General features: G+C 44.4%; 17 protein-coding genes. 11 read left to right on the plus strand and 6 right to left on the minus strand.

Features of this window, described 5'->3' with window-relative positions; translation table 11 throughout:
* Positions 1-5: 5 nt before the first annotated feature.
* The gene (gadC, locus tag DZ860_RS10900) at positions 6-1,526 is read right to left on the minus strand and encodes a glutamine/gamma-aminobutyrate antiporter GadC (protein ID WP_120031155.1); all 1,521 of its coding nucleotides are present in this window, start codon (positions 1,524-1,526) and stop codon (positions 6-8) included.
* A 686-nt stretch (positions 1,527-2,212) separates the two neighbouring features.
* Here gadC and DZ860_RS10905 point away from each other — a divergent pair.
* The 11 genes from DZ860_RS10905 to nirD all read left to right on the plus strand — a co-directional run bounded on the left by DZ860_RS10905 (position 2,213) and on the right by nirD (position 18,255).
* Entirely contained in the window at positions 2,213-5,227 is a 3,015-nt protein-coding gene (locus tag DZ860_RS10905) for an NADH-dependent flavin oxidoreductase (protein WP_120031157.1), read from the plus strand.
* A gap of 93 nt (positions 5,228-5,320) precedes the next feature.
* Entirely contained in the window at positions 5,321-6,265 is a 945-nt protein-coding gene (locus tag DZ860_RS10910) for an FAD:protein FMN transferase (RefSeq protein ID WP_120031159.1), read from the plus strand.
* 338 nt (positions 6,266-6,603) lie between these two features.
* On the plus strand, positions 6,604-9,258 hold the full coding sequence (locus DZ860_RS10915) for a nitrate reductase (RefSeq protein WP_120031161.1): 2,655 nt from the start codon (positions 6,604-6,606) through the stop codon (positions 9,256-9,258).
* 88 nt (positions 9,259-9,346) lie between these two features.
* Complete coding sequence (cobA, locus tag DZ860_RS10920; RefSeq protein ID WP_120031163.1) at positions 9,347-10,261, plus strand: uroporphyrinogen-III C-methyltransferase; 915 nt, start codon at positions 9,347-9,349, stop codon at positions 10,259-10,261.
* Positions 10,258-11,211, plus strand: a complete 954-nt coding sequence (locus tag DZ860_RS10925; RefSeq protein WP_120031165.1) for a glycosyl transferase family protein — start codon at positions 10,258-10,260, stop codon at positions 11,209-11,211. The genes cobA and DZ860_RS10925 overlap by 4 nt, the downstream gene beginning before the upstream one ends.
* 106 nt (positions 11,212-11,317) lie before the next feature.
* Positions 11,318-11,917, plus strand: a complete 600-nt coding sequence (locus DZ860_RS10930; protein ID WP_120031167.1) for an ANTAR domain-containing response regulator — start codon at positions 11,318-11,320, stop codon at positions 11,915-11,917.
* A gap of 257 nt (positions 11,918-12,174) precedes the next feature.
* Positions 12,175-13,539, plus strand: coding sequence for a CmpA/NrtA family ABC transporter substrate-binding protein (locus tag DZ860_RS10935; RefSeq protein ID WP_120031169.1), 1,365 nt, complete (start codon positions 12,175-12,177; stop codon positions 13,537-13,539).
* Between the two features lie 61 nt (positions 13,540-13,600).
* Entirely contained in the window at positions 13,601-14,566 is a 966-nt protein-coding gene (locus DZ860_RS10940) for an ABC transporter permease (protein WP_120031171.1), read from the plus strand.
* A gap of 11 nt (positions 14,567-14,577) precedes the next feature.
* Positions 14,578-15,426 carry an ABC transporter ATP-binding protein gene (locus DZ860_RS10945; RefSeq protein WP_243641847.1) on the plus strand — a complete coding sequence of 283 codons (849 nt, stop codon included), beginning with the start codon at positions 14,578-14,580 and terminating at the stop codon, positions 15,424-15,426.
* 9 nt (positions 15,427-15,435) lie between these two features.
* Positions 15,436-17,919 carry a nitrite reductase large subunit NirB gene (gene nirB, locus DZ860_RS10950; protein ID WP_120031173.1) on the plus strand — a complete coding sequence of 828 codons (2,484 nt, stop codon included), beginning with the start codon at positions 15,436-15,438 and terminating at the stop codon, positions 17,917-17,919.
* Positions 17,920-18,255: a nitrite reductase small subunit NirD gene (gene nirD / locus DZ860_RS10955; RefSeq protein WP_120031175.1), complete on the plus strand. Its 336-nt coding sequence runs from the start codon at positions 17,920-17,922 to the stop codon at positions 18,253-18,255. It begins immediately after the preceding gene.
* Positions 18,256-18,461: 206 nt separating this feature from the next.
* On the opposite strand, the gene DZ860_RS10960 is transcribed toward nirD, so the two are convergent.
* Genes DZ860_RS10960 through DZ860_RS10980 form a run of 5 tightly spaced genes read right to left on the minus strand, consistent with a single transcriptional unit; the run spans position 18,462 to position 23,442 of the window.
* A complete protein-coding gene (locus DZ860_RS10960; RefSeq protein ID WP_120031177.1) occupies positions 18,462-20,105 on the minus strand; it encodes an electron transfer flavoprotein-ubiquinone oxidoreductase in 1,644 nt (547 codons plus the stop codon).
* Between the two features lie 13 nt (positions 20,106-20,118).
* A complete protein-coding gene (locus DZ860_RS10965; RefSeq protein ID WP_120031179.1) occupies positions 20,119-20,949 on the minus strand; it encodes an enoyl-CoA hydratase/isomerase family protein in 831 nt (276 codons plus the stop codon).
* Positions 20,950-20,960: 11 nt separating this feature from the next.
* The gene (locus DZ860_RS10970; RefSeq protein WP_120031180.1) at positions 20,961-22,166 is read right to left on the minus strand and encodes an acetyl-CoA C-acyltransferase; all 1,206 of its coding nucleotides are present in this window, start codon (positions 22,164-22,166) and stop codon (positions 20,961-20,963) included.
* A gap of 16 nt (positions 22,167-22,182) precedes the next feature.
* On the minus strand, positions 22,183-22,644 hold the full coding sequence (locus tag DZ860_RS10975; protein ID WP_120031182.1) for a MaoC family dehydratase: 462 nt from the start codon (positions 22,642-22,644) through the stop codon (positions 22,183-22,185).
* Positions 22,645-22,656: 12 nt separating this feature from the next.
* Positions 22,657-23,442 (minus strand): SDR family oxidoreductase, encoded by a 786-nt coding sequence (locus DZ860_RS10980; protein ID WP_120031184.1) that lies wholly within the window; start codon positions 23,440-23,442, stop codon positions 22,657-22,659.
* Positions 23,443-23,482: the final 40 nt, after the last annotated feature.

Raw genomic sequence — 23,482 nt, forward strand, 5'->3', positions numbered from 1 at the left:
TCTGCTTAAGAATTTAATTTGTGAGTAACTTTATCCGATGGATTAATTACACCTGGGTGAACATTTTCAATTTCCCATGTGAATGGCGCAAAATCTGTGACTGCTGGATCTTTCCAGTGAGGTTTACGCGCTTTGTAAACAACAAATGGTACTGCTGTAAATATGACGGTCAGTGCAACTAAAATACCGATGTACGCTTCAGGGCTACCCACAGCAATTTGGCTTGGTGGGATAAACGAGAATAGGAAAGCAGTCAGTGAACCGATGAAACCTAGACCTGCCACCAACCACATACCGATATTACCACCCGGAATTTTATATGGGCGTGGACGATTTGGTTGGCTATAACGTAGATATATCGCTGCTGCAAACATCAGTAAGTACATGATTAGATATAGAACAACGGTAAGTTGACTAAGGATTTGATATGCCGCTTGTACTGATGGTAATACCACGAAAACGGTAGAGATCATGGTCACCAAAAGAGCTTGAGCCATCATGATGTGTGTTGCCATACCATGTTTATTCGTTTGTTGCCAAAAGCGAGGTAAGAATCCCCCTTTCGCTACCACAAGTAAACCTGATGATGGACCTGCAACCCAACCAACAACCCCAGCAAGAACACCCAAGGCCAAACATGCAGCCATAACCGGAGCAGCCCAACTAATGCCAGCCCAAGCAAACATCTTGTCGTAAGTCACTAATAAGCTTTGCGTTAAGCTAATATCTTGTTGTGGAATAATGAATGCGATCGCTAACGTACCTAAAACAAACACACCCACAGTACCTGCAGCTGCAATCATAATGGCTAATGGATAATTACGTGGAGCGTTATCTACTTCTTTTACGTGCAAGGCGTTCATTTCCATACCGGCATAAAACAAGAAGATACTGGCAGCGAGAACTACATTATCGAAATTGGAGAAATCAGGAATAACCTTGCTCCAAGACAAGTCGATTTGAGGGGCATTTCCAGAGAAGAATAGATAAGAAAAACCTAATACGATGAGTACAATACCTGGTATAACCGTACCGATTAACCCCCCCCATTTGGCAACTTTTGAAAAGGCGTCAGTACCACGTAACGCAATAATTGTGGCTAACCAATAAATGGCTAGTACTATTCCCAATACAAAAAATTTATTTTGCGAAAGAGCTTGGTCCCATGTTTGATCAGGGCCAACAAACGCGAGAGAAACAGAACCGAATGTTAATGCCGTTGGGAACCAAACCGTTACTTCAATCCACAACATGAACATGGCCACTAAAGCGAGTCGAGGACCAAATGCCTCACCAACCCAACGAAACACCCCCCCTTTTTCAGACCAACCCGTAGCCAGTTCTGCCGCAACGAGCGAAACAGGGATGAGAAACACTATTGCTGCGAAGATATAATAAAAGATAGAACTTAGGCCGTATTCAGCTTCAGCAGGAAGACCTCTTAAACTGACCACTGCAACAATATTAAGCATTGCAAGGGCGAATACACTAATACGCCCCTTATTGATATTTCCTGTATTTGCCATGTCCACTAACCTCATATTTAAATTTAGCTCTTAAGCCGGTTAGGTATTCCTTGCAGGCGTATAGCAACGTTTCTAGTCGCTATATGGAGACAGGTGAAACCTAGTAAGCAAAAAGTACCACTATGAGATTAGGCTGAACATTGACAAATGGCATAATTAAAGTTGCAAATATGCAGGTTGTTAATAAGCCAATAACATGCGATTAGGAACCGAAACATATGGCAGCAACTGTGAGGTAACCCAATGGCATTAATGATAAAATCATCAATTAAAGTGGTAAGATTTGACTCGCTTTTTAGTCATTCCCCCGTTGATGATGTAAAGATAAATACAATTTTTCATGCAAATACGACAAGCAGTCAAAGCAACCTATTTCACCGATCACGCCCTCACACCATGCAATAAAATCATATCGTGAATGTAAACCATTCATTTTACTCATACATATAAATCAATATAATTCTTAGGGTTATAAGCAAGCAAAGCCTCTGATCCGTTCCGAATATAGATGAGCTATGTAATGAGGTTTGTAGGAATCCATCGTTATTATTGAAACTTCAAGTCGGATGAATATATAGCCCTATTTTCATATCAAAGTTACTTATTGCCAAAGTTATTTGCTGTCAAAATAAGCCGAACGCTAGGTACTTTTTATATGAAAATTAATCTGTAAAAAGGAAAATTTAATGTCGACGTTAATCGATAAAATCGTATTTCAATCCGGTGCCACACTGAACAATCGTGTCGTAATGGCACCTATGACGATTCAATCTGCCTTTTTTGATGGCGGTGTGACTCAAGAAATGATCACCTACTATGGCAGTCGTTCGGGTGATGCTGGAGCCATTATTGTTGAGAGTGCATTCGTAGAGAATTATGGTCGTGCTTTCCCTGGCGCTTTAGGAATAGATTCCGATAGCAAAATCGTGGGTTTAAAAAAACTAGCAGAAGCGATAAAAGCAAAAGGCTCAAAAGCCATTTTGCAAATCTACCACGCCGGTCGTATGGCGAATCCAGAGTTCAATGGCGGTCACCAACCGATTTCAGCCAGCCCAGTAGCTGCGCTACGTGACAACGCTGAAACACCGCTAGAAATGACAAAAATTCAAGTCGAAGCCATGATTGAAAGCTTTGGCAATGCCGTTAATCGTGCGATTTTAGCTGGCTTTGATGGAGTTGAAATCCACGGTGCAAACACCTACTTAATCCAGCAATTTTTCTCTCCTCATTCAAACCGTCGACGTGATAAATGGGGCGGTAATATTGAAAAACGTACTCGCTTCCCACTGGCTATTTTAGAAAAAACCAAACAAGTTGCACTTGAGCATAACAAAGATGATTTCATCGTAGGTTACCGATTCTCTCCAGAAGAGATCGAGCAGCCAGGTATTCGTTTCGATGAAACCATGTATCTATTAGATAAACTGGCCACTCACGGTTTGGATTATTTCCATTTTTCAATGGGTAACTGGGCACGCAACTCCATTGTCACACCAGAAGATTCAGAGCTATTAATCAGCAAATATCGTCAACTTCAGTCTGAGGCCGTCGCTAAAGTGCCCGTCATTGGTGTAGGTGGTATTGCCCAACGCGCGGATGCCGAACAAGCGCTTAAACAAGGTTACGATATGGTGAGCGTAGGTAAAGGCTACCTCGTTGAGCCAACTTGGGCGAGTAAAGCTTTTAATAACGAAACCTGCGCTGAATTTGCTGATATAGCCCAACAACATGCGTTGCAAATCCCTACCCCACTATGGGAAATCATGGATTACATGATTGTCGACAGTGCGGCTGAAGCCTTGAAGCACCAACGTATTAAAGAGCTACAGAGCATTCCTATTACATTTAACTCTGGTGAATACACGGCGTACGGTCGCGGCCACAATGGCAATTTACCTGTGACAGTGACTTTCTCTGACGACAAAATCCTTGAGATTTTTGTTGATTCATCCAAAGAGTCAGATGGTATTGCTAACCCAGCATTTGAGCGTATTCCGCAGCAGATCCTTGATGGTCAAACCTTGAATATTGACGTCATTTCAGGGGCGACCGTCAGCAGTCAAGCTGTGATTGATGGGGTTTCAAATGCGGTTGACTTAGCTGGAGGTAACTCTGAAGCGCTACGCTGCAAAGCAAGAGAAGCGGTAGAATGGTCATCAAAAACCATCGAAGAGACCGTTGATGTCGTTGTCGTTGGCGGCGGTGGCGCTGGCTTAAGTGCCGCACTAACTGCGCTTGATAACGGCAAGTCAGTTATCTTGCTAGAGAAATTTCCAGCAATTGGTGGTAACACCGTACGCACAGGTGGTTGGGTGAATGCGGCCGAACCACAATGGCAAAATGATTTCCCAGCGCTACCTGGTGAAAAAGAAACCTTGATGACACTAGCCAAAACACCGGAATCTGAATTCGCTGGCGAGTACCTTGCTGATTTCCAAGTGCTAAAATCTCAGCTTGATGGTTACTTTACAGATATGGAAAACGGTAAACAGTATCTGTTTGATTCAATTGAGTTACACCGTATCCAAACCTATTTAGGTGGTAAACGTACTGACTTAAACGGTGAAGCCATCTACGGCCAATATGACTTAGTGGAGACGTTAACCTCTCATTCAATGGAGTCTATTGACTGGTTGAGTGAAAAAGGTATCGACTTTGATCGCAGCGTGGTTGAGATCCCTGTTGGCGCATTGTGGCGCCGTGCGCACAAACCTAAGCGTCCAAAAGGTGTTGAGTTTGTCGACAAACTGCAAAAACGCATTCAAGAGCAAAATGGTCGAATCATCACGGATACTCGCGCAACAGATCTGATCCTTGAAGAGGGTAAAGTAGTCGGAATCAGAGCGACACAAGCAAACGGCACAAAACTCGTTTTACGTGTCAATCACGGCGTGGTGCTTGCGTCTGGTGGTTTTGGTGCCAACACCAAGATGATCAAAAAATACAACACCTACTGGAAAGAGATCGCGGATGATATCAAAACCACTAACTCTCCAGCACTAATTGGTGATGGTATCGAGATTGGTGAAAAAGCCGGCGCAGAGTTAGTTGGTATGGGTTTCGTGCAACTAATGCCGATCGGCGATCCTAAATCAGGAGCACTACTCACCGGTTTGATCGTACCACCAGAGAACTTTGTTTTTGTTAACCAGCAAGGTCAACGCTTTACTGATGAATGTGGAAGTCGTGACGTACTTTCAGATGCATTCTTTGACAATGGTGGCCTAATCTACATGATTGCTGATGAGAAGATCCGTCAAACCGCGGCGAATACTTCTGATGAAACCATCGAACGAGAAATCAAAGAGGGCATTATTGTTCAGGCCGACACTCTAGAAGAATTGGCTGATAAGATTGGTATTGCTCCGGCTGAATTGACTCGCACCATCGCACAATACAATACGTATGTCGATCAAGGCCATGATCCTGAATTCAACAAGAGTGCATTCGGGTTGAAAGTGGAACAGGCACCATTTTACGCTACGCCTCGTCAACCATCTGTTCACCATACAATGGGTGGATTGAAGATTGATACTCAAGCACGAGTGATCGGTAAAGATGGCAACATCATCGCTGGTTTATATGCAGCAGGTGAAGTCACTGGTGGTATCCATGCAGGTAATCGATTGGGTGGTAACGCCTTGATTGATATCTTCACCTATGGTCGTATCGCTGGCGAAAGTGCTGCAAATCTAGTTTAGTAGGTAACCACTTATACCGATTAGATCGAGTATCGGAGGGAAGCACTACTTCCCTCTTCTCTACCCTTACTAAGACTAGATAAGTAAAGATCAATGACAAACTATCGTGCACGATTTCAAATGATGGGTACTTTTATCGACTTAGTGGTCTATCACCCTAATGGGGAACAGTTGATCAAAGAAGCCTACTTACAACTTGAATGCTATGCTCAGCGATTCACCGTCAACCAGCCAGACTCAGAGTTGATGCGTGTGAATCAACACGCGGGTATTGCTCCCGTTGTTGTTCAACCGGATCTTTTCCAACTGATAAACGTCGCTAAACAAAGCAGCGAAGAGACAAAAAATCCGTTCAATATTGCCATCGGGCCACTGGTGAAAACCTGGCGCATTGGCTTTAAAGATGCCAAAGTACCGAGCCAAGATGAGATCACCGCTAAACTGCCTTTGATTGATCCGAAAAATATTATTCTCAATCATGATGATCACTCGGTATTCTTAAGCAAAACCAATATGGAGATCGATCTTGGCGCCATAGCCAAAGGATATTTTGCCGATCAAGTAAAACAATTATGGATCAACGCAGGCGTTGAATGCGGCTTTATTAGTTTAGGCGGAAACGTGGTAACTATTGGACACTCTCCAAAGAATGCGAATCGAGCATGGAACGTGGGGATCCAAAATCCGTTAGGCAATCGTGGTAACGTTGTGCGGGTTGTTCCACTGCAAGGAATGTCGATGGTGACATCCGGCATTAATGAGCGTTTTTTCCATGCTAACGGGCAGCGATATCATCATCTACTTGATGCACAAACAGGAATGCCAATTATAACTGACATAGCGAGTTTAACGATCATTTCTCAGCAATCCGTTGATGGCGAAATTTGGAGTACTGCTGGTTTTTTACCCTCTATTGATGCAGCAATTTCATACTTAGATCAGCAAACTGGTATTGAAGCGGTTGCCATATCAAAACAGGGTGACGTTCATATTACTCAAGGCTTAAGGGATAACGGAAGCTCTATTAGCTGCTCATAACCCCTCATAACCCCATTAGTCCCCTACAATATCCTGGCACTGTAATAGCTCAAGGTCGCACCTTTACGGTGCGGGATTTTCATATTACATCCATCCATGCAACCTAATTTATTGTTTTATAAACATATTAATTTCTGGCATCCCACTTGCACTTTCCACGTAGAACGAACATGATTCCCATCGTTAATTTGATACGCTGCTTTGTTTTTTCGGCAATTTAAACGCTGGGACACTTCATTAGAAAATGGGCTGAACATAGTAAGGCAATGATGCCTCTCTCAGATTGGGAGAGGCATTTTTGTTTTTGAAACGACAAAACAGAAGAGCTAGGGGTGAAAATGTCGCAAGGATGCAAAACAACCATCGGAACAAAAACCACTTGTCCTTACTGCGGTGTAGGATGTGGGGTGGAAATTAACTCAAACGGTATTGTTGGAGATGCTTCCCATCCAGCCAACTCAGGTTCGTTATGTGTTAAAGGTGTCGCTTTAGAAGAGAGTTTACAAACGCCCTCTCGGCTACTCTACCCAAAACTCAATGGACGTGAAGTTGATTGGCAGTATGCGACAACCTTGATTGCTGAAAAGCTCCACCAAGCCAAAAAAGAGACAGGACCAGATTCCGTCGCCATGTACGTATCAGGTCAATTGCTCACCGAAGACTACTACGTCGCCAATAAATTAATGAAAGGGTATATCGGTAGCGCGAACATCGATACCAATTCGCGTTTATGCATGTCGTCCGCGGTAGCCGCACATATACGAGCGTTTGGTGAAGACCTGGTACCCGTTAATTACAGTGACATAGACGACACCGAACTTCTCGTCATATGCGGGGCAAACACCGCGTGGACTCATCCTATCCTGTTCCAACGTATTCAACGAGCAAGACAGAAAAATCCAAACCTCAAAGTGGTTGTGATCGATCCAAGAGAGACAGTAACAGCAAAACAAGCGGACTTACATCTTGCAATAAAAAATGATAGTGATGTCATTTTATTTAATGGCCTACTTAAATTTCTCCTAGAAGAACAATGTATTGATAATGATTACATTCAATCTCATACCTCTGGGTTTAAGGCTTTAGTGGCAGAGGTCACCGCTCAACGTTACAGCGTAACTGAATTAACAGCATCATTAGGTATCCCTCAACAAAAACTGACCACTTTCTACCAATGGTTTGCTCGAAGCCCAACAGCCATCACTCTATTTTGCCAAGGGGTTAATCAAGCTAAAAATGGGGTTGATAAAGGTAATTCCATCATTAATGCCCATCTAGCAACAGGCAAAATCGCTAAATCTGGCTGTGGGCCTTTTTCAATAACAGGGCAACCTAATGCAATGGGTGGTCGAGAGGTTGGCGGACTGGCAAATCAACTTGCAGTACATCGTGGTTTTGATAACGAATCAATCCAACTCGTTCAAAACTTTTGGAACTCACCAGAAATTGCTTCCAATCCTGGCTTAAAAGCAGTGGAGCTATTTGAAGCTGTTGAACGAGGCGATATTAAAGTATTGTGGATCATGGCAACAAATCCTGTGATATCAATGCCTAATAACGCACTGGTTAAGCAAGCATTAGACATTTGTCCGTTTGTGATTGTTTCTGATATTACTGCGGATTCTGACGTGGCGCAGTACGCCGATCTACTCTTACCCGCGGCAGGTTGGGGGGAGAAACAAGGTATGGTTACCAACTCAGAGCGAAGAGTATCACGTCAACGTCAATTCGTTTCCCCACCGGGAGAAGCGAAGCCAGATTGGTGGGCTATCAGCCAAGTTGGACAGACCCTGTGCCAACTAGAACAAACAAGTAATGGATTTGCTTATATGAGTGAAAGAGAAATTTTTTGCGAATTTGCAGCCATGACTGGGCTAAATAGCAACTCAAGCTTGAAGCTCGATCTCTCACAACATGCCAACTTAACTGAGCAGGAATATCAAGATTGGCAGCCCACATGCTGGGGAGATCAACATCCATTTTCAGATGGTCAGTACTCCCACGCTGATGGCAAAGCACGCTTTATTGTCACGAGTGATTCGGGAGCCGAACGACAATCCAATAAGCTTTGGACACTCAATACGGGGAGACAGCGAGACCAATGGCACACGATGACGCGAACCGGTCATATTCCTCATCTAGCCGCATCAGAAATAGAACCGACGATATACATTAGTGAACTCAGTGCAAGTCGACAAAATCTTAAATCCGGTCAACTTACTAGGCTAATTAAACCTAATCACCAAGCCTGTATCTATGCCAAAATTGCGATAGATGACGGACTTGCGGCCCAAGAGGTCTTCATGTCAATGCATTGGGCTGGGCGTTATGGTGGCAACAGCGCTGTTAACGCGATCGTAAACAGCGAAACAGACCCCTTATCCGGGCAACCGGCATTCAAATCATCGCTCATAGAAATTGAACCGGTCGATGTAAAGTCTTACGGGTTATTCATTAAATCCGCATTTGATGCCAATGTTGATGCCTATTTAAATAAAAATAACTTCCTCTACCAAGCTTTTCAGTCAGACAAGCAGGTTGGAATTTGGCGGTTTGCTCACAATCAATGGATACAAAAACACAGTTTTACATTTTCAACATCCCACCGCCGTATCACTATCGATATCCCACAAGGATGGCTAACCGTAGATTGTAATTTGATGGGAGAAAATCTCGTCGTCAATTCGATATTAGTGGTATCTAATCAGCCAATCCAAATGGATTATAGCCATCTTTCTGCCATGGTTGGATACGTCATGGAACTCTCTCAATTGCTGACAATCGTGCAATCAGAAAGTGCTGGAAAACTCATCTGCAGTTGCTTTCGGGTCACCGACTTACAAATCAACGATGCCATCAAAAATCACGATTGCACGACGCTTTCAGCGCTACAAAATAGACTCAAGTGCGGCACTAACTGCGGTTCATGCATCTCTCAGATAGAACAAATAGTGACATCTCATCAACAATCAACCGAACACTCATTAAGTTAACGTAATAGCAGCAATGCCAAACCGTCACATCACAAATTAACAATAAGAGCGAAGAATTTTAAATACGGACAGAATTTAAGGTGAACATATGGACGCACTCTATCAACATTGGTTCAAAAAAACAGGCCGAACAAAAGAGAAAACTGAAGAGCAAACTCAGTCAGCTCGATTTTCTAACCATCAGCAAGCATCAAAATTGAATGCTTTTTTCAAAGATAATCCCAACCAGATAGAAAACTCGTCCAAAGGTTACGTTTCAATGGTAGGGGCCGGCCCTCACGATCCAGAATTACTGACGATAAAAGCGGTCAAAGCCATCATGCGAGCAGATGTATTGCTCTATGACCGCTTAGTGAATAAAGACATTCTTGAATTGGCTTCATCCGCTTCCGACTGGATATATGTGGGCAAACGCTGCGGTGAAACAAGCATCAAACAAAGTGAAATCTCCCACTTGATGGTTCAACTCGCTCAACAAGGCAAACGCGTTGTGAGATTAAAAGGCGGAGATGCTTTTGTGTTTGGTCGGGGTGGTGAAGAGGCATTAGAACTGGTGCGCCACTCTATTCCTTATGAAGTGATACCAGGGATCACCGCAGCAATAGGTTGCTCTGCCAGTAGCCTTATTCCCTTAACACACCGAGGTATCTCCCGTAGCGTCACCTTTGTCACCGGACAAGTCGTTACTGGCGCTTTTGATGCGTGGAGCCAATTAATGAAAAGCGGACAAACGCTGGTGTTTTACATGGGGCTAGAAAAATCTTCAGAAATTCAAAAAGGTCTCATCACATCGGGGCTACCTGATGACTTTCCAGTGGCCATTATTTCACATGGCTGTAGCCCGCAGCAGCAAATCCGGATTACGCAACTAAATCAACTCAAAGAGTTATCGAAAACACTTAAAGGTATCAGCCCAACATTGATTGTGATGGGAGAAGTTGTCAAACTGCGTGAACAGTTAATCAATACCGTACAGTCAGTAACGGAGTACGAGGTAACATGAGCAGTATCTTAGAGTGTATTAGAACCGTAGGTCGTGGAGAGCGAGGCAGAAAACCTCTTAGTTTCGACCAAGCTTGCCGAGTCATGGATGAATACCTTAACGGCGAATGCGATGATGATCAGATGGCGATGCTGTTGATGCTGATCCGAGTTCAAAATGAAACTCAGCAGGAAATCGCCGGTTTCGTCAAAGCCTTTCAATCAAGAATGCCTGCGATTGGTGCTGATATTGACTGGCCATGTTACGCTGGGAAACGTGAAGCCGCGGGTCCTCCTTGGCACTTGCTCGCTGCCAAAATTCTTGCCGACAATGGTCACAAGGTACTGATGCATGGTTACCACGACCGTCAATCCGGTCGTTTACACGCAGAGGATTACCTTGATAAATTTGGCATAAAAAAGGCGCAATCCGCATTAGAAGCCAAGCAAATACTCGAAACACAGAATATCGCTTATCTACCTTTAAGTGCATTCGCTCCACAAGCCGAAATAATGATTGGTTGGAAGAACCGATATGGTTTAAGAACGCCAATCAACACCGTGGTTCGTGCTCTAAATCCCGGCCAAGCGACGATAGGTATTCGTGGTAGTTTCCACCCAGGCTTCCAACAACTGCATGCAGAAGTTGAATATGAAATCGGTCAAACTCGTCACGCCGTCGTGTCATTTAAAGGCCAGTCCGGTGAGTCTGAATACAACCCCAAAGTCAGCCAAACCATCTGGCAAAGCCAAACCATCGGGGTGACCTCTCACTACTGGACGGAGCAAATGCTTTCAGAACTCCCTATGCCTTTGTCCTGCCTTTTCGATACTACGCCAGAAAACAGAAATCAAATGGCCAATACGGTTCTCGCTACAATGACCGTCGTTTTGTTCGCTGAAACTCAAGACCGTGAAAGCGCATTTGAAAGATCATTTTCATATTGGCAAGACTATTGTAGTCAGTTGTAACTACGTAAACGACGCCCATTTTTTCGCATTCATCACTCATCGTGAATTGTTGGCACATTCCTTGTTGTACTTCTTACCATCTGTGAGAAAAAAACAAGGAATGTTCATGACTAAACCCACATCAAAATCCCCCATCATTATTTGTAGTGACAAGCGAGACGAACAGACTCGCTTAGCTGATTCTCTCAGCAACAACACAAGCCAAGATCAAATTAACGACGATACGATTACCTGCCAACTCGCACAATTAGAACAACAGATACAACTTAACCCAAATGCCACCGTTATCGTTAGTTGGCAGCATGCAACGGCTGAACTGCGCCTTATTGCGGATTTCTGCCGCCATAAGCTTATTCCTTTGATCATCATACTCAGGCACTTATCAGTTAATAATATCAATAAGTTACCTGATAATTCCGGCTACGTTCTAGTACCATCTCACGATGCGAACGCATTAAAACCATGGCTAGAACATGCTAAACAAGTCCGTCAAAAATGGGCGCAAATGGAATCTGAGATCATGACTCTGACTCTAAAAATTGAAGAGCGGAAAGTGGTTGAAAGAGCTAAAGGCTTACTAATGAAAGTACACAATGTCGATGAGGATCATGCATATAAAGCACTACGAAACTCTGCGATGCAATCGAGTCAAACTTTAACTCAAGTCGCTAAGAATCTCATTTCAACGTTGGAACTATTGGCATAACAGCCAATCTTTAAGGGCCACTCTAATCGCAAACATGGTGCGCGTTGCACTATCGTTAAGCACATTAGGGGGTGCCTAACGAAGCTAACCGCTTAACTCACTGTAATTAAAGTTAAAATTTACTTGGCATAGTAGTTGCTGTAATCATTGAGTGAATAAATAAAATTAAGTCCATTATCAACGACGGTAATTGGAACCAATTAGCAACGGCGCTACTGCTCTTTAGAGTAGTAGCGTTTTTTTATGGGAGAAAATCAATGAAATGGACTTTACTGCTAAAAAGTTCGGTCATTGCGATATCAATACTGAACGTGTTCAGTGCGAACGCAAAACTGGGCGAACCAGAAATAGAAGATCTCAAGTTTGGTTTTATTAAACTGACCGATATGGCTCCTCTTGCGGTGGCTTATGAGAAAGGTTTTTTTGAAGACGAGGGCCTCTATGTCAGCCTCGAAGCGCAAGCGAACTGGAAAATACTCCTCGATAGAGTAATTGATGGTGAACTTGATGGTGCACATATGCTCGCAGGCCAACCATTGGGGGCAACCATAGGAATTGGAACAAAAGCACAGATAATCACCGCATTTAGTATGGATCTCAATGGCAATGCCATCACAGTGTCTAACGATACTTGGGAGAGAATGAAACCGAACATTCCTAAACAAGATGATGGTAAACCTGTCCATCCAATTAAAGCAGATGCTCTGAAACCCGTAGTAGAAAGTTACCTTGACGAGGGCAAACCATTCAATATGGGCATGGTCTTTCCTGTCTCTACTCACAACTATGAGCTGCGTTATTGGCTAGCAGCTGGTGGTATTCATCCCGGATATTACGCTCCAGATTCAGGAGACAATAGCGGTCAGATTGATGCCGATGTTCTACTTAGTGTTACCCCCCCGCCCCAAATGCCCGCAACGATGGAAGCTGGCACGATACAAGGTTACTGCGTTGGAGAACCTTGGAACCAACAAGCTGTATTCAAAGGTATCGGTACTCCTGTTGTCACCGATTATGAAATTTGGAAAAACAACCCAGAGAAAGTTTTTGGTGTGTCGAAGCATTGGGCTGAACAATACCCCAATACCCATATCCGGGTCGTAAAAGCGTTAATCCGTGCCGCGCACTGGCTCGATGAAAATGACAATGAAAATCGAGATGAAGCAGTAAAAATACTTGCTAACAGTCAATACGTAGGTGCTGATGCTGAAGTCATCGCTAGCTCGATGACAGGTACATTTGAATATGAGAAAGGCGACAAACGCAACTTGCCTGATTTCAATGTGTTCTTTCGCCACAACGCAACTTATCCATATTACAGCGATGCCATTTGGTACCTCACCCAAATGCGTCGATGGGGACAAATATCGACCCCAAAACCCGACGAGTGGTATATGAATATTGCTAAAGAAGTGTATCGACCTGAGATATACCAACAAGCAGCTAAGGCGTTGATTGAAGACGGTAAGTTAAGTCAAAACGCGTTTCCTGATTTTGATAATGAAAATGGCTTTCGCGCTCCCCAAACTCACTTTATCGACAACGTCGTTTATGACGGTCATAAGCCGAATCAATATCTAGAAAAATTCACTATCGGTTTAAAAGGGAGCGACAAAACCTAATACCGAATAACCATCACAGCACATATAACAAGCTGTAGAACGCAATCCATTAGGAGTACGTATGTCTAGTAACGTGATATCACTTTTCCCAGTAAAAATCGTCGCAAGCCGAAGTCGATTAGTATTATTACCTGTGATTGGTATTTTAATCTTTCTTAGCCTTTGGCACTTAGCTGCGAGAGAGGTCAAAACTTCTCTTGGTACCTTGCCCGGCCCGGTACAAACCTACCAGCAGTTTAACCATTTAATTGACGACCATTGGCAAGAGCGAAACAAAGAACAAGCGTTCATCGAACGTCAGGTAAAACGTAACGCTGAAAAACTAAGCCTAAATCCGGACGCCAAAGTAAAAATCCGCCCTTACACAGGTAAATCCACCTTTTTTGACCAAGTATTGACCAGTTTAGTGACCGTCGCTGCGGGCTTTCTATTAGCGACCGTTATTGCGATTCCACTTGGCATTGTCCTTGGTCTTAACCAAGGTTTGTATCAAACGTTCAATCCAATCATTCAACTGCTTAAACCTGTATCACCACTAGCTTGGCTGCCCATCGTCACCATAGTCGTGAGTGCCACCTACGTCAGTGATGATCCTCTTGTGGCTAAATCATTTGTCACCTCTTTGTTGACCGTCACCCTTTGTAGCTTATGGCCAACGCTCATCAATACCGCTGTAGGGGTTACCAACATCGATAAAGACCTTATCAACGTAAGCCGAGTATTACAACTTTCCTGGTGGCAACACTTGCGAACCATTGTTCTCCCCTCCGCAATCCCAATGATATTCACTGGTTTACGTCTCTCTTTAGGTATTGCATGGATGGTGCTCATTGCTGCAGAAATGCTGGCTCAAAACCCAGGCTTAGGTAAGTTCGTATGGGATGAGTTTCAAAACGGTAGTTCCGCTTCTTTAGGCCGAATTATGGTTGCAGTACTCACCATTGGATTCATTGGTTTGATGCTCGATAAAGGCATGTTGCAACTGCAGAAATGGTTGTCATGGAATAAACAACAAGCGCTAAGATAAAGGATTACCTCATGGAAAAACCATTACTTAATTTAACCCGACTCGGAATGCGATTTCCGACCCCAGACGGCGAGTTTATCGCATTAAAAAATGTCGATATACAAATAAAAAAAGGCGAATTCATTTCCCTTATTGGCCACTCGGGCTGCGGAAAATCAACCGTATTAAACTTGGTCGCAGGGCTACATATACCAACCGATGGTGGCGTAATTATCGACGGTCGTGAAGTCGCGGGCCCCGGCTCAGATCGCGCAGTAGTATTTCAAAACCACTCACTTCTTCCTTGGTTAACCGTATTTCAAAACGTTGAACTGGCAGTAAAGCAAATTGCGAACGGTCGAGGAAAAACATGGATAAAAAAACAAGTTCATCATTACCTAGAGCTGATTCAAATGGAGCATGCCGCTGATAAAAAACCAGACGAAATCTCCGGCGGAATGAAGCAACGTGTCGGCATTGCACGTGCTCTTGCCCTTCAGCCCAAAGTACTGTTGATGGATGAACCATTTGGTGCGCTCGATGCCCTGACCCGCGCCCACTTACAAGATTCACTCATGGCTATTCAAGCCGAACTCAATAACACCGTAATCATGATTACTCACGATGTAGACGAAGCGGTGTTGCTCTCTGACAAAATCGTCATGATGACCAATGGTCCAGCTGCCACCATCGGCGAAGTCCTCAACATTGATTTGCCAAGACCAAGAGAAAGAGTCGCATTAGCTGACAACCCTCAGTACCAGAAATACCGTCAATCCGTACTCAAATTCCTTTACGAGAAACAATCGAAAGTGGGTTTAACGACGGATCCGAACAAGTCTGAGACTAAAAAACCTAATACAACGGCAAAGATAGCCTAAGGAGAAAAAATGAATCATATCGTTGTCGTGGGGAATGGCATGGTTGGGCACCATCTCGTTGAACAATTAGTGCAAAAAAGTGCGCATTTAGAACACAGAATTACCGTCATTGGTGCTGAAGATTATATCGCTTATGATCGTGTTCAATTGTCTTCTGTATTTGCAGGAAAATCACAACAAGATCTGATGCTAAGTAGCGAAGATTGGTATGCCATGCACAGCATTAATTTGCTTCTTGGTCATCAAGTCACCGGAATCGACAGAGAACAGCAACATGTAATTTTAAACAAAGATAATACCCTGCATTATGACCAGCTCATACTCGCAACCGGATCTTATCCATTTGTCCCCCCGATAGAGGGAAACAACCGAGACAATATCTTTGTCTATCGCACATTAGATGACTTATCAAAAATTAAAAGCGCTTGCGAGGGCGCAAAAACTGGTGCAGTGATTGGCGGTGGCTTACTCGGGTTGGAAGCAGCTAATGCGCTGAAATTACTCGGTGTTGAAACGCACGTGATTGAGTTTGCCCCTCGTTTGATGCCAGTGCAACTCGATGATGGAGCAAGTGCTGTTCTAAAAGAAAAAATTGAATCTCTCGGCTTAACCGTCCATACCTCAACGGCGACAGAACGAATTTGCGATGGAGAAACGGCCAAGCATCGGATGGTGTTCAAAGATAAGTCGCCTTTAGAAGTGGATGTGGTGGTTTTTTCAGCCGGTATTCGCCCGCAAGATGAACTGGCTCGATTGGCACAGCTCGACGTCGGTGAACGCGGTGGGATCGTCATCAATAATCAATGTCAAACAAGCGATGAGAATATCTTCGCCATTGGTGAATGTGCATTGTGGCAAGATAAAATCTTCGGTTTGGTGGCTCCTGGGTACACCATGGCAAGAGTCACCGCTGATGCAATCACAGGCAGAGAAAGCAGCGGTTTTAGCGGCGCAGATATGAGTACCAAACTCAAATTACTCGGCGTCGATGTAGCTTCCATTGGTGATGCGCAAATGTCTAGCGAAGGCGCGCAAGAGTTGGTGTTGCAAGATACAGTCGCTGGTGTTTACAAAAAACTGGTGGTCGATCAAAGTGGGACTCAGCTACTCGGCGCTATTTTAGTTGGGGACAATAGAGACTACGATGCGTTATTACAGTGCTACTTAAATAAAACCATTTTGCCCGATCACGCTGCTAACCTGCTGCTCGATACTGGAATCCTACAAGGCGAAATCACCGATTCAGCCATTATTTGTTCTTGCCACAATGTTACCAAAGGTGACCTAGTGGCAGAGATCCAAGCCGGTACAACCAATCTGACTGATTTAAAATCCAAGACAAAAGCTGGCACGGGCTGTGGCGGATGTACCAACATGGTCAAATCGGTTCTAGATACAGAACTCTCTGCCATGGGCCTTGAAGTGAATAACCACCTTTGTCAACACTTCAAGTTGAGCCGACAAGAGTTATTCCATATTTGCCAAGTCGAACAAATAAAGGATTTCACCACCTTATTAAGTGCTCATGGTGATGGACATGGTTGCGATATTTGTAAACCTACAGCCGCATCCATTTTCGCCTCGTTATGGAATGAACACATCATGGAACCCCAATTGCAGTCACTACAAGATTCTAACGACGCTTTTATGGCTAACCTGCAAAAAGACGGCTCTTACTCTGTTGTACCCCGTATTCCTGGCGGCGAAATCACTCCAGATAAACTGATCGCGTTAGGCCAAGTTGCCAAACAATACGATCTGTATACCAAAATCACAGGAGGCCAAAGAGTCGACTTGTTTGGCGCACAACTTTCGCAGTTGCCTGATATATGGCAAACCTTAATCAATGCTGGTTTTGAAACCGGACACGCCTACGGCAAATCACTTCGCACGGTTAAATCCTGTGTCGGCTCAACCTGGTGTCGCTATGGTGTCGACGACTCTGTCGGACTCGCCATTGAATTAGAAAATCGCTACAAAGGCTTGCGAGCCCCCCATAAGATAAAGTTTGCCGTGTCAGGGTGTACTCGAGAATGTGCCGAAGCTCAAAGCAAAGATATTGGTGTCATTGCTACCGAAAATGGCTGGAACTTATACGTGTGTGGTAACGGAGGTATGAAACCAAGACACGCGGACCTGTTTGCATCTGATTTATCCAAACAAGAACTCATTGCCATGATTGACCGAGTTTTAATGTTTTATGTCAGAACCGCCGATCGATTACAGCGCACTTCCGTTTGGATGGAGAACATGGAGGGAGGCATTGCCTATCTCCAGCAAGTCATCATTGATGACTCCCTCGGCTTGTGTGAAGCATTAGATGAACAGATGGCCTATGTCGTCGACACCTATCAGTGTGAGTGGAAAAGTACACTAACTAATCCACTAAAATTACAACGATTCAGACCTTATCTAAACAGTAGTGAACCAAGTCAATCACTGCCCTATCAACAAGTACGTAACCAACGTATCCCCGTGAAACAGGAGGTCTAAATGACACTATTAACCAACGTAATCATTTGTAAACAAGAGCAATTGACACCATGGGTTGGAGCTACCGCACTAGTAAATAACGAGCAAGTCGCTCTATTTTACATTCCAAATAGTGGCATCTATGCCGTTCAAGATTGGGACCCGATTGGTAAAGCCTATGTGATGAGCCGAGGCATTGTTGGTGATATTGACGGCGAACTATGTATCGCTTCCCCGCTCTACAAGCAGCACTTTAGCCTCAAAACCGGGCGTTGTTTTGAGGATGATAAGTACTCATTAAGAGTTTGGCCTATCACCGTTAAGCATGGTCATGTCTGTTTAATACTAGAGGAGTAAATCCCGACTCCGACCGCGACGGGCAAATTTCTGTTCGACCTAAATTTCTGTTCGACCTAGAGTTGCAGCCATATTGGCTGCTCTCGCTCCCCTACTATTCACCCAATAAAAAATACCCAAGTCATCTTAAAATGCTTGGGTATATAACAACCAACAATCGTTCTCTACGTCTGTTAACGCTACTTTGAACTATATATTCGAATTAGCTACATATTCTGATAACCGGGGCCACCACCACCCTCAGGTACAACCCAAGTAATATTTTGGCTCGGATCTTTAATATCACACGTCTTACAGTGGAGACAGTTTTGGGCGTTTATTTGTAAACGCATCCCTTGCTCATCATCAACCACTTCATAGACACCTGCCGGGCAATAACGTTGCGCTGGCTCGGCAAAGACGGGGAGATTGGTGTTGATGAAGATCTCTGAATCGGTCAACTTAAGGTGACAAGGCTGATCTTCTTCGTGATTAGTATTGGACAAGAATACTGATGAGTTTTTATCAAAGCTCAATACCCCATCTGGTTTCGGGTAGACAATCGGTTCAAATTCCTCTGCAGGTTTTAACATCGCATGATCCGCGTGTTGATCTCGAAGAGTGAAAGGAACCTTACCGTTCAACATGTTTTGGTCAACATAGTTGAAAGCACCACCAGTCCACAAACCAAATTTATGCAAAGCTGGTCCAAAGTTTCGGCTACGATACAATTCATCATATAGCCACGACTCTTTTAAGCGAGATTCAAAGTCATTCGAAGTAAGTGATTGCTCACTCACACACGCTGAGAATACCGCTTCGGCTGCAAGCATTCCTGACTTCATTGCAGTGTGTGTCCCTTTAATCTTCGCCACATTCAATGTGCCGGCATTACAACCAATTAATAGCCCGCCAGGAAAAACCATCGATGGAAGTGCATTCAACCCACCTTTAGAAATAGCACGAGCTCCATAAGCTAGTCGCGTTCCCCTCTCAAGATGAGTAGCGATTTGGGGATGATGTTTAAAACGTTGAAACTCTTCATAAATATTGACGTATGGATTGCGATAGTTAAGGTCCACAATCAAACCCACTGAGACTTGATTATTGTCGCCATGGTAGAGGAAAAACCCACCAGAAGCCTGACTTCCTAGCGGCCAACCCGCGCCATGAACCACTAATCCTGGAGTGTGTTTTTCAGCAGGAATTTCCCACTGCTCTTTGATACCTAAGCCGTAATGCTGCGGATCACAATCTTTGTTTAATTCAAAACGATTGATGATTTGCTTACCTAAATGTCCACGAACGCCCTCACTAAATAGGGTATATTTCGCGTGTAATTCCATCCCCATCATATAGCCAGATTTTTGTTCACCTGACTTATCCAGTCCCATATCACCTGTCGCAATCCCTTTGACTGAACCATCTTCGTGATAGAGCACTTCACTCGCAGCAAAGCCAGGGAAAATTTCAACACCCAACGCCTCTGCTTGTTGAGCAAGCCAACGACAAAGGTTACCTAAACTGGCAATATAGTTGCCCTCGTTGTGCATTGGTTTAGGAATCGCAAAGTTGGGCAACTGAACGCTAGTCGCATCATCTTTTAAGATAATGACTTGGTCTTGTGAAACACCACATGTTAATGGTGCATTGTTTTCTTTCCAGTCGGGAAACAGCTCATTGAGCGCTCGCGGCTCAACAATGGCACCTGAGAGAATGTGTGCCCCAACCTCAGCACCTTTTTCTACGACACAAACTGACAGTTCTTGCTCAGCTTCTTTCGCCAATTGCATGAGTCGACAAGCAGAAGATAAACCTGATGGGCCAGCTCCTACGATCACAACATCAAATTCCATTGATTCACGCATCATTTACTCCTTGTGGCTATTTCCCTGAAAAATTTGGCTGACGCTTCTCAAAGAAGGCTCGTAAACCTTCATTAAAATCGCGACTAGTAAAACATTGTTGTTGCAATTGCGCCTCTGCAACAAAAGCATCTTTAAACGTCATTTGATCGACTTTTTGTAATAACTGCTTAAGGTGACGTTGGGCCGGTAATGGGCCTTGCGCTAATTTAGTCGCCCATGCATTCACTGCGGGTTGCAATTGCTCGAGCTCAACGACTTTATTGGTTAACCCAAAACCTAAGCAATCATTGGCATCGATAGCTTTCGCTTCAAGACAAACTTCTAGCGCCTTTCGATAACCAAGACGTTTGACAAACTGCCAGCTCGTCCCACCATCAGGCACCAAACCTAATAGCATAAACGCTGGGTATAACCGCGCATCGTCCGCCATCACTAATAAATCACAGCTCATCGCAAGCGCAGCGCCAATACCGGCAGCAACGCCATTAACACCGGCAATAAAAATTTTGTCCGAGCGACGAATACTATGAAATATCGGTGCGTATTCTTCTAATAATTGAGCTTCTAGATTGTCACATTCATTGGCAAGCTCAGACAAATCTGCACCCGCAGAAAAACAATTACCTTGCGCCAATAAAACCACGGTTTTTATCTGCTGATCTTCGTTAATCAATGTCAACACATCGACCAACTCTTGACGCATTTGTTGATTGAATGCATTTAGGCATGCTGGCCTAGTCAAGGTTAGCTGACAAATAGGGCCAGATATCGCAACATCTATCATCTGTAGCGGTATGTTGAATAACACCTGCTTTTTGGTAGCCGAGGCTTGCTCATGAATAGACAAGTTACGCTCTCCTATTCTGTCACTTCAAATAGGGCAGCAGCGCCCATACCGCCACCAATACACATCGCAACGACTAGGTAGCGAACACCACGTCTTTTCGCCTCGCGAAGACCATGACCCACCATTCTCGCACCCGACATACCAAATGGATGACCAATCGAAATCGCGCCACCATTAACATTCAATCTGTCATTCGGGATTTCCAACTTATCGCGACAATAAAGTACTTGGCTGGCAAAGGCTTCATTGATTTCCCATAAACCGATATCATCAACCTGTAATCCAAAACGGTTAAGTAGTTTTGGAATCGCATAGATTGGGCCAATGCCCATCTCTTCAGGTTTACAACCAGCCACAGCCATACCTTTGTATACGCCCATGATATCTAGGCCATTTTCCTTGGCTTTTTCCTCACTCATTACCAAGGTTGCAGCGGCACCATCAGCAAACTGAGAAGCATTACCCGCCGTAATGTGTTGACCTTGTTCGATGTAATCACCACCACTCCAAACCGCTTTAAGATTGGCAAGGCTTTGATAATCAGTCGATGGACGATTGCACTCGTCTTTATCAGCACACACTTCAACATGCCCTGCTGGCTTACGATTTTCGTCAAACGTCAGTTTATTCACGGTAAGAGGCACGATTTCATCGTCAAATAACCCTGCCTCTTGAGCTGCTGCCGTACGTTGTTGACTTTGCAATGCATATTCGTCTTGTAACTGGCGACTAATGCCGTAGCGTTCAGCGACAATCTCAGCGGTCTCAATCATAGGAATATAAGCAGAGGGTGCTTGCTCGATAACCGCTTCTGAGCGTGCTCGATAGGCATTTTTATGTTTTGTTTGGGTCAGAGACAATGACTCAACACCACCAGCGACCACAACATCCATATCGCCAGTCATAATATTATTCGCGGCGACACTAATCGTCATCAGGCCCGAAGCGCACATTCTGTCAATTGCCATTCCTGGGACTGACTGAGGCAATCCTGCTGTGTAAGCACAAAGACGGCCAATATTATAACCTTGAGTACCTTGCTGAACTGCAGCGCCCATGATCACATCTTCAACCATGCCCGGATCGATGTTGGCGCGTTTCACGACTTCTTGCACTACGGCGCCACCGAGAACAGGCGCTTCTGTGTCATTAAAACTTCCTCGAAATGACTTTGCCAATGCTGTTCGTGCAGCAGAGACGATAACCGCTTTTTTCATGGTCTACTCCTTGACCTTAATTAAATGAATAACGACTGATGGTATCGACAACACATCCAGGTCGTTCTGACCCTTCAATCTCAATCGTTACTCGAATGCATGCTTGAAGAGAATCACCGATCTTTTCTACGCTAATGACATCCCCTTTTCCGCGGATTTGACTTCCGACAGGCACCGGGGCTGGGAAACGAATTTTGTTACAGCCATAATTCACACCCATTGCTAGGTTTTCGATACCGATAAGCTGATCGAGAAAATCACTCGCCAACGATAACGTCAGGTAGCCGTGGGCAATACATGCTCCAAAAGGACCGGCTGCGGCTTTTTCCGGGTCAACATGTATCCATTGATGATCATTGGTCGCTTCTGCAAATAGATTAATACGTTGCTGCGTCATGGTTAGCCAAGGTGTCGTCCCAAGGGTTTTTCCCTCTAGGCTCAATAATTCTTCTGGGTTAGTAATAACTACGTTTTTCATGATGGATCTCCATTAAGCGCGTTGTGAACTGACGGGAACAATTTCACCTGTCATATAAGAGGCATAGTCGCTGGCAAGGAACATCATCACATTCGCGACTTCCCACACTTCAGCGGCGCGACCAAAGGCTTCTCGGCTCGCGAGTTCGTCCAAAAGTTGCGGAGATGAGGCTTTTTTCAAGAAGTCATGTAAGGCAATTGATGGCGATACCGCATTAATACGAATCCCATCCTCGGCAGCTTCCAAAGCGCTGCAACGAGTGAGCGCCATAACACCAGCTTTAGCCGCTGCATAATGTGCTTGCTCTTTTTGTGCTCGCCAACCGAGTACTGAAGCGTTGTTAACAATGACACCTTGTTTGCGCTGCTGCATATAAGGAAGCACAGCGCGCGTCATACGAAATGTACCTGTGAGCGTCACATCCAGTACCAAGTTCCATTCGTCGTCACTCATTTCAACGACCGACTTTTGACCGCCAAGGCCAGCGTTGTTGATCAAAACGTCAATCCCCTCAAGTGCCGAGTTGGCATACTCAATTAAGCTATCGACTTGCTCTTGCTGGGTTACGTTGCAGATCTGACCAAAAATTTGAGCCTTAGGATGCAAATCTTTTAACGTCATCACTGCTTGATCTAATCGACCCGGATGAATATCAGAAATCATCAAAGCTCGGCACCCTTCTTCAAGTGCTCGTTGAGCAGCAGAAAATCCAATACCGGCTCCAGCCGCTGCCGTAATTAATACCGACCGACCTTCCAGTAATCCGTGTCCTTGAACGTACTCAGGGATCTGACTCATGCTCAACTCTCCTATCTTGCGTATATAAAGGTAATTAGCC

Origin of the sequence: Vibrio sinensis, assembly GCF_003605645.1 — a bacterium.
GTDB classification, from domain to species: Bacteria; Pseudomonadota; Gammaproteobacteria; order Enterobacterales; family Vibrionaceae; genus Vibrio; species Vibrio sinensis.

Bases quoted from the DNA above. Each gene is read 5' to 3' on its own strand.
- gadC (WP_120031155.1), bottom strand. From the start codon at position 1,526: ATGGCAAATACAGGAAATATCAATAAGGGGCGTATTAGTGTATTCGCC.
- DZ860_RS10905 (WP_120031157.1), top strand. From the start codon at position 2,213: ATGTCGACGTTAATCGATAAAATCGTATTTCAATCCGGTGCCACACTG.
- DZ860_RS10910 (WP_120031159.1), top strand. From the start codon at position 5,321: ATGACAAACTATCGTGCACGATTTCAAATGATGGGTACTTTTATCGAC.
- DZ860_RS10915 (WP_120031161.1), top strand. From the start codon at position 6,604: ATGTCGCAAGGATGCAAAACAACCATCGGAACAAAAACCACTTGTCCT.
- cobA (WP_120031163.1), top strand. From the start codon at position 9,347: ATGGACGCACTCTATCAACATTGGTTCAAAAAAACAGGCCGAACAAAA.
- DZ860_RS10925 (WP_120031165.1), top strand. From the start codon at position 10,258: ATGAGCAGTATCTTAGAGTGTATTAGAACCGTAGGTCGTGGAGAGCGA.
- DZ860_RS10930 (WP_120031167.1), top strand. From the start codon at position 11,318: ATGACTAAACCCACATCAAAATCCCCCATCATTATTTGTAGTGACAAG.
- DZ860_RS10935 (WP_120031169.1), top strand. From the start codon at position 12,175: ATGAAATGGACTTTACTGCTAAAAAGTTCGGTCATTGCGATATCAATA.
- DZ860_RS10940 (WP_120031171.1), top strand. From the start codon at position 13,601: ATGTCTAGTAACGTGATATCACTTTTCCCAGTAAAAATCGTCGCAAGC.
- DZ860_RS10945 (WP_243641847.1), top strand. From the start codon at position 14,578: ATGGAAAAACCATTACTTAATTTAACCCGACTCGGAATGCGATTTCCG.
- nirB (WP_120031173.1), top strand. From the start codon at position 15,436: ATGAATCATATCGTTGTCGTGGGGAATGGCATGGTTGGGCACCATCTC.
- nirD (WP_120031175.1), top strand. From the start codon at position 17,920: ATGACACTATTAACCAACGTAATCATTTGTAAACAAGAGCAATTGACA.
- DZ860_RS10960 (WP_120031177.1), bottom strand. From the start codon at position 20,105: ATGATGCGTGAATCAATGGAATTTGATGTTGTGATCGTAGGAGCTGGC.
- DZ860_RS10970 (WP_120031180.1), bottom strand. From the start codon at position 22,166: ATGAAAAAAGCGGTTATCGTCTCTGCTGCACGAACAGCATTGGCAAAG.
- DZ860_RS10975 (WP_120031182.1), bottom strand. From the start codon at position 22,644: ATGAAAAACGTAGTTATTACTAACCCAGAAGAATTATTGAGCCTAGAG.
- DZ860_RS10980 (WP_120031184.1), bottom strand. From the start codon at position 23,442: ATGAGTCAGATCCCTGAGTACGTTCAAGGACACGGATTACTGGAAGGT.